Below are 13,150 nucleotides of genomic sequence, written 5' to 3' on the forward strand. Positions count from 1 at the left end.
AGAGAGGGCAGCTGCAAGAGTTGCCCTTTAATTTTAATATCTATTATTTGAATTAAGAAGAACTTTAATAATCCTCATAACACGAGGAAAACTGGTTTAACCAAATACTTTAAAACCATCTCCTAATTTGCAATTCATTTGATAACTACCTAATCGCTCATAACTACTTGCGTTGAGCACAGTGGTTTTAATTGAGGCGTCACCCTCTGAGTCTAAATTGAATTTGCTGTAATCAAACATAGGTGTACCACGAGCCATAGGATCATCAAGACTAAAATGTCTATCTGAGGCTGTAACACGGTTATCACCAACTACCATCACAGCATTCGGAGTAACTGATACTATTGCGGAATTCAATGGCATTTCTGAGGTGCATTTTTTTAAGTTAATTACAAAAGTGATTCGCTTTCCTTCTGCTATGGCATCGACTACATTTTGAAAAGTTTCTAATTCTACTGCTGCCTGCGCTGTAAAAGAACACAGCGTAAAAACTGCTAAAAACATCTTTTTCATGAGTAATGTTCCTTGTATTAAAACCGGCTTAAGGTTGCCAATAAGAATTTATCTTGTCAATCCTAAACCAAAATAATTATTTTCAGACCGAATCACGCCGCTTATCTGGTGAATGCGTATCGCCTCTTGTTATGTTATCCACAGTCCAGCCAATAATCATGAAAAACAAATCAAGATAACTCAGTGAAATTAATATTTTTCTTTGTTTATGAATCCAGTTTGTGTATACTTGCACATAGCGTCGATTTGAAACACAGCTTGCGGACGCTCAAAAGATTTATTCCTCTGTTTAAGATCATGAAAACTCTAAAATCGAGGTAAAATGCAATTATTGCTTTTTATTAAGAATTAATGTTTTCCAGTACTTCAGACATCTTTTGAAAATACGGCTAAAGCGGTTGCTTCCTAATCCCCACTTTATGCCCCGCAAGCGATAATCCCAGGTTATAGTAATGATTGAATTATGTGGGCTAAAAAAATCTTTCTCTGGCAAACTCGCCTTAAATGATATTAATTTATTTATTCAGGAAGGTGAAATTTTTGGAGTTATAGGGAAAAGCGGGGCAGGAAAATCAACATTATTACGTTGCATCAATTTATTGGAAAAACCTGACGAAGGTGAAGTCATTATTGATGGACAGAATTTGATGAGCCTTTCCAGAAAAAAGTTAGACTCGGCACGCCATAAAATTGCCATGATCTTCCAGCATTTTAATTTGTTAAATTCAAAAACTGTTTTTGATAATATAGCCCTTCCAATGAGGATCCAGGGTATAAACGAAGAGTCGATCAAACAGAAAATTGAAGAACTGCTCCCCGTTGTCGAGTTAACAGATAAAAAAGATTCTTTCCCCTCGCAACTTAGTGGTGGGCAAAAACAAAGAGTGGCAATTGCCCGAGCGCTGAGTTGCTCCCCCAAAATTCTACTTTGCGATGAAGCCACTTCAGCCCTTGATCCTGAAACTACTGACTCCATATTATCGCTACTAAAAAAAATCAATGAATTGTATGGAATTACTATTGTCTTAATTACCCACGAAATGGATGTCGTAAAACGAATCTGTCAAAGACTGTCTGTCATGGTCGATGGCAAGATTATTGAAACTACTGCTTTATCTAATATTTTCAATAAGCCAGAGAGCCTCGCTCGCAAAATGCTTTATGCACAAATTAGCCCCGAACTACCAACCTGCCTTACCCGTAGACTGGCAGACTATGCTACTGAAAAGCCTCTCGTGAGATTATTTTTCCAGGGCGAGGAAGCAACGGTACCGTTTATTAGCCAAACCAGTAGAGAATTGAACATGGACATCAATATTCTTCTGGCAAACATCGATCGTTTCGACGGCGTGACCTGTGGTGTTTTGGTTGTTGAATTAACAGCGAATCCTTTATTGCTTGAAGCATTTATCAATCGTTGCGAACAAGCTGGTATTACTGTGGAGGTTTTAGGCTATGTCCTACCAGATGGTTTATGATTTACTTAGCGCAACCGGAGAAACACTGTATATGGTGTTTTTTAGTACTCTTTTTGCAGTGCTCCTTGGATTGCCATTAGGCATATTGATGTACTCATCATCTCGGATAAAGCCAAACGTCAAATTGAATAAAATGTTGTCTGCGCTGATTAATATTTTCCGCTCCATCCCTTTTATTATTTTACTTGTTGCTATTATTCCATTCACCAGGCTAATTGTTGGTACCAGCATAGGGATCAATGCAGCAATTGTCCCATTGACGGTTGGAGCGACTCCTTTTTTTGCAAGGCTGGTTGATAATGTTCTCCAATCGCTACCCCTTGGGCTTATAGAAACCGGGTATTCGATGGGAGCTAACACACGCCAAATTATTTTACATATCATATTACCTGAGGCACAATCAGGATTAATTCATTCTATTACAGTAACAGCAATCACTCTGATTAATTACTCAGCTATGGCAGGAGCAGTGGGTGCAGGAGGATTAGGTACCTTAGCGATTAATTATGGCTATCAACGTTTTAATGCTGGCATTATGATAGCTACTGTGATTGTATTAATCATTTTGGTCCAACTGATACAAATGATTGGAGACTACTTAGCTAAACGTTGTATACATTATTAATCGGGAGGTTCAATGAGAATTTTAAGTTGTTTGGTTTTAATCATTAGCCTGGTAGCTTGCAGCAGTAAGCCAGCCCCCAATACTCTGGTTATAGGTACAATTGCAGGCCCTGAAACTGAACTTATTGAAACAGCAAAACAGGTTGCTGAAAAAGAGTATGGGCTGAACATAAAAATTGTTGAATTTAATGATTATAATTTACCCAATGAAGCTCTACAGGATGGCAGCCTGGATGCTAATGTTTACCAACATTTACCCTATCTAAAAGCTGCTATCTTGTCCCATGGTTATGATTTGCAGGCAATCGGCAGAACCTTCGTTTATCCAATGGGTATTTACTCAAAAAAATATAAAACACTCAGTGAATTACCTGAAAATGGAATAATTGCCGTGCCAAATGACCCTAGTAATGAGATGCGCGCCTTCTTATTATTGGAGAAAGCTCATCTGATTACTCTTAAAAATACAACGAATAGCGGTATTCAAGACATCGAAAGCAATCCCAAGCAATTCAAATTCAAAGAGATAGACGCCGCTCAATTACCCAGGGTGCTCCCTGATGTTGACGCCGCAGTCATCAACACTACGTTTGCCTTGCCTGCCGGATTAAGCCCATCAAAAGATGCCTTGTTTACTGAAGGTAAGGATTCACCTTATGCCAACATCATTGTGATACGCCGTGACACAGAAAAAAGGCCTCAACTGGAATTATTTGTGAAGGCATTAAATTCAGAAGAAGTGAAAGAAAAAGCAAAAAAATTGTTTGGAGAAGATGCAATACCGGCCTGGTAATTATTAATAAATTAGCTTAATTTTTACTTAATAAAAAACTGTTATACTTTATCTAGATAACCTTATTGAGGTATTTGATATGGCTTTTTATAATTCTATCCCTTTAATTGGTAAACATTTAAAATCAGAGAGCCGTACAAAAAAATACACTTCTGAAGAATTCAAAAGGCTAGAAAGAGAATACAGAGATCACATCGGTTTGCCGGAAAGCTCAAGCTTTAGTTCTGATGCATTCGATAAGCTTGTCAGCTCCAGAGTAGATGATTTCCGTGCTTTTCCGAAAACCAGCCTACCCGGGGGCTTGCTATTTCATGATAAACTGAAGGATGCCAATAATACCGAAGGAGACAACATCCGGGATGTCTTAAGTAAAACAGTCCTGGCACCAACCGAAAAGTTTAAAACAGCACAAAAGAACTTCACAGAATCTACCTCAACATTTAAAGAGCTTATCAAATTAATCCCAAGCAAATTCCGAGCTCAGGATCTTGTGGGCACAATGAAAGAACTGACCGATGATGCCCGTAAAGCGATATTGGAACAGCAAGCGCACGAAATCCAGATGTTGAAAGAAAAATTGGATCCCCAGAAAGAAGGACAAAGTGGTAATTACGTATCCGACTTTAAAAAAGCCTTGGGGCTTAAGGATAATGACGAGGTTAAGAAAGTTACAGAAGGCCTGGTAAAGGAATTGGAAGAAACTCACAAAAAGCAATTGGGTGAATTTGATAAATCCACAAGTGAATCATTAACTCAACTGCATAAAGCCTCTGCAAGTGAATCTACAGAGTATCTGTTTCTTGCAAATCTGTATGAAAACAACAAGGAAATGCGTCAAACGCTTGAAAAGTTATATGCCAAAGAGCGTGAAAGAAAAGGGCTTCCTCCTGAATCTACAACAGTTCAAGTAGGTTTATCAGAAAACAAAATTGATCTCAATGGAATCAAACTCAAGGATATCCCTGTCATTAAAAGTATTACAGGAAGAGAGATTCATCAACAACCGGATGGCAGCTTTACAATCCACATGCCGATGATAAATCCACTCTATTATCAGGATCCAAGGCAAAATGTCAAAACAGACTTAATGCTGCTTGCTCAAGCTATAAAAGCCTCAGGCTATGATTCTATTGAAATGAATTGTAATTTTCCAAATAGTGAAAAAGTAGCGATGGAAAGAGGCCGACAAGCTTTTGCCGCCTGTATTGAATCAGGTTTTCCTCCAGACAAGATCACAATTAATGTTAATGGCAAACCTATGAAGGCCGAGGAATTGTTTAAAGAAAACCAAGAAACTTACCAGGATATTATGTCAAAAGCTTCAAAAATCTCGAAAGATTACGAGGACATAAAAGCTCCCAAAACTTCAACCGGCCCAGTGAACACAGTCGTAGTCAAACAGGAAATTGCCGCATTACGAGCGAAACAGCAACAAGAGGAACGAGTCCAAACTCAGCCTGTTGATGAACAACGACATGGCATGACCAACCAATAATTGACTTATATGTTGAATTTGGATTGTTTAATCCAAATTCAACTAATTATTTATCTTCTCTGAAAATTTGCTCAAAAAATTCCACTACCTCAAATCATCAATTTCTGATATTTTATCCATCATGAACACTTGAATTTTAAATGACTGATTCTCTACGGACTGCTGCTTGAGAAGTCATTTAAAAATAAAGTGCCTGTGTAACTATTCCAGGTATTTTAGTATCATCGAGAATAGATATGGAATTCAACGGGTTAGCTAAGGAGAAAGCTATGAGTACTCGTCGCTTTGATGAATTTGACAATGAAATGGATGATTTTAGTGATACTGAACCTGTTATAACAGAGGCAAGCCCTTCAACAAAATTGGAAAGGCGTAGAAAAATAGAAGATCTGTTGGAAGAAAAGCGGTTAAGAGAAGAACTGGAAGAGTTTGGTTAGTTGGTAGAAAATTTGGGCATATAAATGTCAAACCGTACAGTCTTACCATCAATTGAGGCATCTGGCGGCAGTAATGGTTTTATTTTTTGCGGCCACTTGACTACAACTCTTGACTTAACATGAGATAAAGACAGCTTGATTAATTCCATTGCATCATTATCCACTCCAATTAATTGCTGCAAAACTTGCATCTCTTTCTTAACCAAAGCCGATTTACTTCGTTCTGGGTGCATGGGATCAATGTAAATAATATCGGGATAATCCTTTTCTTGCACACTATGCAGGAATGAAATAGCATCGCTTTCAATCAAAGACAAAGACATTTTTTGAATCTCTGATTCGTTTCTACGAGATAGTGCATCAGCAAGCAGTGCGGCCATAACTGGATGACGTTCCAGCATAACCACATCGGAGCCAAAAGATGCCAAAATAGCAGCATCTTTTCCCCAACCTGCTGTAGCATCCAAAATTCTAATACCTTTAGTTGGCTTGCAAGCTTTGATCAAACCCTGTTTTTTGCCCTCTTCTTTTCTTTTACTCCAGGTCATACTGCTGAAATCAGCAAACATAAGAGAAAAATTTCGAATTTTTAAAGTTAGTTTTTCAGAAGTAACAAAAAGACAGGTGTCAGCATTTCGATCTAACTGTAAATTCAATCGATCAGCTAACAATTGTGCTTTTTCTTTGAGTTCGTTATTTTCATAGCCAACTGCTGTTATTCTATTCATTCTTATAATAATAATTGATTGACATACTGTAGCAGGGAATTATAAATCGGCACTTCAGGATATTCTACCAACTCAGACAGGTCAGTCATACTAGAAAGTACAATGATAGGCCTTGCACCAACAGCCAATGCTGCTTGTACATCTGAAATTCTATCTCCAACGAAAGACACACCATCCAGAGAACAATTCAACTTTTTCGCTAAAGCTATTAACATTCCTGGCTGAGGTTTTCGACAAAAACATTTGTCTTCAGGCAAATGAATACAATACTCTATGGCGTCAATTTTCCCCCCAGCCTCTGCAACTACTTCTTTCAACTTATGATGAATAGCAGATAAATCATCCTCTGAGTACAGTCCTCTTGAAACCCCAGATTGATTGGTTGCAACACCGATTTTATATCCAGCGGCATTTAAGCGAACTATTGCAGTAATGCTATCAGGTATAATAATAAACTCATCAACGTTCTTGATATAATTGATTGAGTCAGTGTTAATTACTCCATCTCTATCAAGCAATATAATTTGACTCATAAGAGTTACAACATTGAAATGTCAGCTACTCCCTGCAATAACTCTTGTAATCGCTGCAGGAGCGCAAGCCTGTTTTGTTTCAATGACTCTTCTTCAACCATAACCATCACATGATCAAAAAAAGCGTCTACCGGTTCTTTAAGACTAGCCAGGAGCTTAAGTAATGCTGGGTAATCTCCGGCAATATATAAAGCCTCTGCTGTTTTAGTAATTTTATTAAGATGCTCAAATAAAGCCTTTTCAGCACCTTCCTCTATAAGCTCTTCCTTAATATCAACCCTTTTATCAACATAAGCTGCCTGAGCTAAGATATTGCCTACACGCTTGCAAGCAGCTGATAATGACGCCGCCTCTGGCATGGTAATAAATGACTTTAAAGCGAATATACGTTTATCTAAATCGTATAACCAATCATCCTGACGAGCACGAACAGCATGAACCAAATCAGCGCTGATACCTTGATTTTGATAATAAGATTGAAGTCTCTCAAGAATAAATGGTTTTAATTCAGACATTAAATTCTTATCTTGAGTGAGTCGCTCACCATAATTAGCTAAGGCTTCTTTGATTAAAGTTGATAAATTAAGCGGCGCTGATATTGAAATGAGTAAACGAACTACAGCCAAAGCGTGGCGTCTTAATTTAAAAGGATCCTTTACCCCGGTTGGTTTTTGGCCAATTGCAAAAATACCAACCAGAGTATCTATACGATCTGCCAGGGAAAGTGCTTTACCCAAATCGGTTGAGGGTAAATCATCACCAGCAAATCGAGGCATGTATTGCTCATTTAAAGCCGCGGCAACAACCGCTTCCTCGCCATCATTAAGAGCATAGTAATACCCCATAATCCCTTGTAATTCAGGAAACTCACTAACCATCCCTGTCATCAAATCACACTTACTTAATAAACTAGCTCGCTCAGCCAGGTGAGAGGATAAATTAAGAGACTGACTTAAATAACCCATCATTGCCTTTATTCTTTGTACCTTATCATACATACTTCCAAGCTTTACTTGAAAAATAACCTGCTCGGTAGAAGGTATATGTGCACTTAACGGCTGTTTTTTATCTTGTTTAAAGAAAAAGGCAGCATCACTCAATCTTGCTCTCATTACCTTCTCATTTCCTAAAACGACTTGTTTTGGATTAGAGCTTGCAATGTTAGATACAGTAATAAAATAAGGTAGCAGCTCACCATGCTTATTTTTTAATGCAAAACACTTCTGATGAGATTGCATGGAAGCAATTAGAGCTTCAGTTGGAACCTCTAAAAACTCCTGTTCAAAGCTTGCAATGAGTGCTTGAGGCCATTCAACTATGGAGGTTACTTCATCAACCAATTCTTCAGGCATAACCACTGAAGCATCTAAAGGTGCCGCTAATTCTTGTACCTGATGGATAATAGTTTGCCGCCGAGTGGCGAAATTAGCAATTACAAAAGCATCTTTCATCTGATCTTCATAGCTTGCAGCTGAATTTATTCTTATTTCCTGCGGATGATGAAAACGATGCCCCCTGCTTTGACAGCCACTTGTAACGCCTAAAATTTTATGCTCAAGCGTCTCATTTCCATAAAGCATCACAGCCCAATGAACGGGTCTTGCAAATTCGTCGTCCCCTTCTCCCCATCTCATGGGTTTAGTAATAGGTAAAGACTCTAAAGACTGGCTAACCAATACAGGTAAGAGATCTTTTGTTTTAGTACCCTCACTCTGTGTTTCAAAAACAATCCATTCACCTTTATCAGTTTGAATCTTGGTAAGCGCATCTACAGTGACACCACATGATTTTGCAAATCCTGATAAGGCAGGAGTCGGGTTACCTTCGCTATCGTATGCTGCTATTGCAGCAGGGCCGCGTCGCATTACTTTTTGGCTTTCCTGTTCAGTTTGTAAGTCATGAATAACAATAGCCAGACGTCTTGGTGTGGCGAATCTTTTTACTTCACCATAACTTAATTGCGCCTTATCTAATGCCGCTAACAATTGGGTAGAAAACTCATTTGCCAAAGACCAAACAGCGCCTGAAGGCAGTTCCTCACATCCTAATTCAAAAATAAAATCATTGACCATTACACACCTTTTGCATAGGGAAACCTAGCGCTTCGCGCGCTTGATAGTAAGCTTGAGCTACCGCTCTTGATAGATGTCTGACACGTAAAATATACCTTTGCCGCTCTGTCACAGAAATTGCTTTACGTGCGTCCAGTAAATTAAAAGTGTGAGAAGCTTTTATTACCATTTCGTAAGCAGGAAGAGGTAATTGCAAAGCTATCAACTTTTGTGCCTCTCCTTCATAATAATCAAATTGCTTAAATAATTCTTCGACATTGGCTTGCTCAAAGTTATAAGCTGACATTTCTACTTCATTTTGATGAAATACATCCCTATACGTAACCATGCCATGAGCAGTTTTACACCATGGCAAATCAAATAAATTATCCACCCCTAAAACAAACATTGCAATACGTTCCAGACCATAGGTTAATTCACCGGTGATTGGTTTACATACAAGTCCACCCACTTGTTGAAAATAAGTAAACTGAGACACTTCCATTCCATTTTGCCAAACCTCCCAACCTAAACCCCATGCGCCCAGAGTTGGTGATTCCCAATTGTCTTCGACAAAACGGATGTCATCCAATAAAGGGTCTACTCCAAGTGCACGTAATGAATCTAAATATCTGTCTTGTATATCCAGTGGCGACGGTTTTAATACAACCTGAAATTGATAATAATGCTGAACCCGGTTTGGATTTTCTCCATAACGACCATCCGTCGGTCTTCTGGATGGTTGAACATAAGCTGCTGACCATGGCTCAGGTCCAATCGCTCTTAAAAAAGTAGCTGGATGAAAAGTACCTGCGCCAACCTCCAGATCCAAGGGCTGCAAAATAACACAACCAAAATCTGCCCAATATTTTTGTAAGGTTAGTATAATTTCCTGAAAGGTAGTAGGTTTAGTCATGAAAATCTCAAAAAATAACAAATATGATCTTTAATATAGGTTGGTTTTTAATCCTTTTATCTAGGATATATCCCATGAAACCTATCTTTTATTTAGAGAATTAATTATTCAGTCCAATAAATTATTGGATTGTTGGGTGTCGTAGCTGATCGAACTCAACGCCACAACACTAAAATACTATCCCGGCTGAGTACAACCGGGATATATGAATTTAATCCAAGTATTTAATCAATACTTAATTGCCAGCTGCCTTTTTAATTAACTCACGTAGTGATTGCTCACTTGTAGCGCCGGGTATAAATGATATTTCACTGCCCTTTTTAAATTGACCATCTGGTGTTGAACCAATTATAAAGGCAGGCGTCCCCATCAAATGCAGTTTTTCAGCCAGTTGGCGATTCGCATCCAGGATATCAGTCACTTCCTGACTATCCATATCTTTTTTCAGTTTTTGCATATCCAGGCCTATGGATTTGGCTGCATCCATAACTGTTTTTTCATCCAAACGTTTGTCTATCTTAATCAAAGCATTATGCATATCCTGATATTTCCCTTGCATGCCAGCTGCAAGTGCAACTCTGGAAGCCAGATCAGAAGTCTTGCCAAAGATTGGAAACTCTTTGTATATAACTCGTAATCCACTGTCTTTTTTAACCAGATTTTCAATAGTAGACGCCATTTTTTTGCAATGAATGCATTGATAATCAAAAAACTCAACCAGTGTTACATTCCCTTTAGGATTACCAACAGTAGTCAATTTGCCTTGAAAAACTTGTTCAGCATTGTCCTGAATTGCGGCTTGAGCTTGCTGTTGCATATTTTGTTGTTGTTTTTGTTGTAAAGCTTGTGAAGCTTCCAATAAAACTTCCGGATTATTAATCAGATAATCATGAATAACTTTTTCAATTTCTTTTTTTTGGGCATCTGATAAAGAAGCACTAGCCGTATCAGCCGCCATAGTTGCAGGTGATATTAATGTGGTAGCTAGTGCTCCAGCTGTTAATAAACTTGTAAATTTCACGCAATTCCCCTTACTTATAATTAATCAATGACGCAAATTACATCTCGCAGATAACTTTATCATTAATTCATCTGCTTAAAACAGCAAAGTATAACAAATTTCTGTTGCCTAACGCACCCTAGCATTCATGAAAAAAAAATTCAATATTACAACAACAAACTGTAAATCAGGGTACCTCAGGAATTTTATAAAAATTAAATGCAATACCTACAGGCATTCAGTCAAATTAGCATAGGCCAAAACTAACCATTTTACACCATGTTCACTAAATTTTACTTGAACTCGTGTATGAGCTCCGCTGCCCTCAATAGCAAGAACGACACCCTGTCCAAACTTGGCATGCTGCACATTTTGCCCAATTGTAATGCCTGACGCCTCGTCAGTCACTGACAATTTGCTTTTTGTAGTTCCAGGCCATTGAGGACGTGATTTAACTCGAACTTCATCAAGAAATTGTTGGGGAATTTCACGCAAAAATCTCGATGATCTGTGATACTCTTCACGACCATATTGTCTTCGGACCTCAGCGTAGGATAAAACTAATTTACGCATAGCACGAGTCATGCCGACATAACACAATCGACGCTCTTCCTCCAAACGACCAGGCTCTTCGATGGATTGCCTGCCTGGAAATATTCCTTCTTCCATACCAACCAAAAACACAATGGGAAACTCAAGCCCTTTGGCTGCATGTAAGGTCATTAGGTGAACAGATCGTTCATGTTCATCAGCCTGCAATTCTCCTGATTCTAATGAAGCATGAGCAAGAAATGAATTGGCCAGAGGTAACTCATCCTCTTCATCATACTCATATCGAAATTGTTTAGCAGCATTAATCAGTTCTTGCAGGTTATCCACACGTGATTCTGATTTATCACCCTTGATTTTGCTAAAATGAGCGTATAAACCACTATGCTGTATTACATCAGAAATCTGTTCATCCAATTCCTTATTTGCGGTCAGAAGCTGTAGTTTTTCAATCAAGTCAATAAATTTTGCTAATGCCAAGCTTGCCCGTTGTCCTAGTTCTGTCGATTGCAATATGCCTTTGGAAGCATCCCATAGCGAACACTGTACTGATCTGGCATACTGACGAACCTCATCCAATGTTTTTTCTCCTATTCCCCTGGTAGGGAAATTAACCACTCTTTCAAAAGCAGTATCGTCATTTGGATTAACTAACAATCGTAAGTAAGCCAAAGTATCTTTAATCTCTGCCCTATCAAAGAAACGAACTCCTCCATATATCCTGTAAGCAATACCCGCACGTAACAAAGCTTCCTCTAAAACTCGAGATTGGGCATTCGATCGATATAACACTGCAATCTCATCGGCACTGGCGCCCTGACTCAATTCCATGCCAATTCGTTCAGTAATAAAACGTGCTTCATCCAATTCATTGAAGGCACTGTACACAAGAATTTTTTCTCCCTCACTACCCGAAGTCCATAATTCTTTACCCATGCGAGTACTATTGTTAAGAATCAATGCATTTGCTGCATTTAATATCATTGCAGTCGACCTGTAGTTTTGTTCGAGTCTTATGATGTGGGTATCTTTAAAGTCATGCACGAACTGCTGAATATTTTCCACTCTGGCTCCACGCCAACCATAAATTGATTGATCATCATCTCCTACAGCCAATACCGCTGTATGATCACCAGCAAGCAAGCGTATCCATGCATATTGAATCGTATTGGTATCCTGAAATTCATCAACTAAAATAGCTTGAAAGCGTTCGCGGTAATGGGCAAGAATATCTTCATTATCTCGTAACAATTCATGGGTTCGTAATAATAGTTCGGCGAAATCTATTACCCCAGAGGTTTGGCAAACCTCTTCATACGCTTTATAGATTGAAACCAAAGTTTTGGTCGGACCGTAATGCAGTGCGCTAATATGTTGTGGGCGCAAGCCTTCATCCTTTTTACTATTAATAAATGCTTGGACTTGTTTGATTTGCCATTGCTCAGGATCAAGATTAAGTGAGAGAATGACTCGCTTGATAACTCTTGCCTGGTCTTCCGAATCTAGAATATGAAACTGTTCTGGAAGATTAGCCTCTTTGTAGTGGCGGCGTAATAAACGATGACACAACCCATGAAAAGTACCAACCCACAAACCCAAAGTTGGTGTAGACAACATAGTGTTAAGTCTCGATCTCATCTCACCAGCAGCTTTATTTGTAAATGTTACTGCCAATATAGAGTGGGGGGAGAGATGCTGTTCTTCAATTAACCAGGCAATACGACTCACCAATACTTTTGTTTTGCCACTGCCTGCACCGGCTAAAACCAGCATATTACCTAACGGTGAGGTTACAGCTTCACGTTGCTTTTCGTTTAATTCCTTGAGAAGTGCTGCTATGGTCATAGAATATTTCCAACAGAAAAAGTGCAAGTATTATCTTCAATTTATTTGCTAAAGCAAAGATATAATCAATGCGGTAAAAAATCTAAAAAATTCTCCTGGATATATATCGAGAAACCCCATGCAAGTATTGCTTTCTGATCAATCAGAGCGCAAAATACTGTTCTTTTAAAGTGGCTACTAGATATTAT

At 38.6% G+C, this 13,150-nt stretch carries 12 protein-coding genes; 5 read left to right on the forward strand and 7 right to left on the reverse strand.

Going from position 1 to position 13,150, the window contains the following annotated elements:
- Positions 1 to 96: 96 nt before the first annotated feature.
- Entirely contained in the window at positions 97 to 513 is a 417-nt protein-coding gene (locus tag OQJ02_RS08645) for a VirK family protein (protein ID WP_265718794.1), read from the reverse strand.
- A 452-nt stretch (positions 514 to 965) separates the two neighbouring features.
- Here OQJ02_RS08645 and OQJ02_RS08650 point away from each other — a divergent pair, with 452 nt between their 5' ends.
- The 5 genes from OQJ02_RS08650 (at position 966) to OQJ02_RS08670 (ending at position 5,340) form a co-directional block, all read left to right on the forward strand.
- Positions 966 to 1,991: a methionine ABC transporter ATP-binding protein gene (locus tag OQJ02_RS08650; protein WP_265718795.1), complete on the forward strand. Its 1,026-nt coding sequence runs from the start codon at positions 966 to 968 to the stop codon at positions 1,989 to 1,991.
- Positions 1,969 to 2,616, forward strand: coding sequence for a methionine ABC transporter permease (locus tag OQJ02_RS08655; protein ID WP_265718796.1), 648 nt, complete (start codon positions 1,969 to 1,971; stop codon positions 2,614 to 2,616). Before OQJ02_RS08650 ends, OQJ02_RS08655 begins: the two co-directional genes overlap by 23 nt.
- A gap of 12 nt (positions 2,617 to 2,628) precedes the next feature.
- Positions 2,629 to 3,408, forward strand: a complete 780-nt coding sequence (locus OQJ02_RS08660; RefSeq protein ID WP_011215805.1) for a MetQ/NlpA family ABC transporter substrate-binding protein — start codon at positions 2,629 to 2,631, stop codon at positions 3,406 to 3,408.
- Positions 3,409 to 3,487: 79 nt separating this feature from the next.
- A complete protein-coding gene (locus OQJ02_RS08665) occupies positions 3,488 to 4,903 on the forward strand; it encodes a hypothetical protein (protein WP_265718797.1) in 1,416 nt (471 codons plus the stop codon).
- Between the two features lie 269 nt (positions 4,904 to 5,172).
- Positions 5,173 to 5,340 carry a PA3496 family putative envelope integrity protein gene (locus tag OQJ02_RS08670; protein ID WP_162839341.1) on the forward strand — a complete coding sequence of 56 codons (168 nt, stop codon included), beginning with the start codon at positions 5,173 to 5,175 and terminating at the stop codon, positions 5,338 to 5,340.
- Here OQJ02_RS08670 and OQJ02_RS08675 read toward each other — a convergent pair.
- The 6 genes from OQJ02_RS08675 to uvrD form a co-directional block, all read right to left on the reverse strand.
- Complete coding sequence (locus OQJ02_RS08675; RefSeq protein WP_265718798.1) at positions 5,337 to 6,068, reverse strand: class I SAM-dependent methyltransferase; 732 nt, start codon at positions 6,066 to 6,068, stop codon at positions 5,337 to 5,339. The genes OQJ02_RS08670 and OQJ02_RS08675 overlap by 4 nt on opposite strands.
- A 2-nt stretch (positions 6,069 to 6,070) precedes the next feature.
- Entirely contained in the window at positions 6,071 to 6,601 is a 531-nt protein-coding gene (gene gmhB, locus OQJ02_RS08680) for a D-glycero-beta-D-manno-heptose 1,7-bisphosphate 7-phosphatase (RefSeq protein ID WP_265718799.1), read from the reverse strand.
- A gap of 5 nt (positions 6,602 to 6,606) precedes the next feature.
- On the reverse strand, positions 6,607 to 8,673 hold the full coding sequence (glyS, locus tag OQJ02_RS08685) for a glycine--tRNA ligase subunit beta (RefSeq protein ID WP_265718800.1): 2,067 nt from the start codon (positions 8,671 to 8,673) through the stop codon (positions 6,607 to 6,609).
- Entirely contained in the window at positions 8,663 to 9,568 is a 906-nt protein-coding gene (gene glyQ, locus OQJ02_RS08690; RefSeq protein WP_265718801.1) for a glycine--tRNA ligase subunit alpha, read from the reverse strand. Before glyQ ends, glyS begins: the two co-directional genes overlap by 11 nt.
- Positions 9,569 to 9,803: 235 nt before the next feature.
- Positions 9,804 to 10,589: a DsbA family protein gene (locus OQJ02_RS08695; protein WP_265718802.1), complete on the reverse strand. Its 786-nt coding sequence runs from the start codon at positions 10,587 to 10,589 to the stop codon at positions 9,804 to 9,806.
- A gap of 207 nt (positions 10,590 to 10,796) precedes the next feature.
- The gene (gene uvrD / locus OQJ02_RS08700; RefSeq protein WP_265718803.1) at positions 10,797 to 12,962 is read right to left on the reverse strand and encodes a DNA helicase II; all 2,166 of its coding nucleotides are present in this window, start codon (positions 12,960 to 12,962) and stop codon (positions 10,797 to 10,799) included.
- Positions 12,963 to 13,150 lie beyond the last annotated feature (188 nt).

It is taken from the genome of Legionella sp. PATHC032 (assembly GCF_026191185.1).
Lineage (GTDB): Bacteria > Pseudomonadota > Gammaproteobacteria > Legionellales > Legionellaceae > Legionella.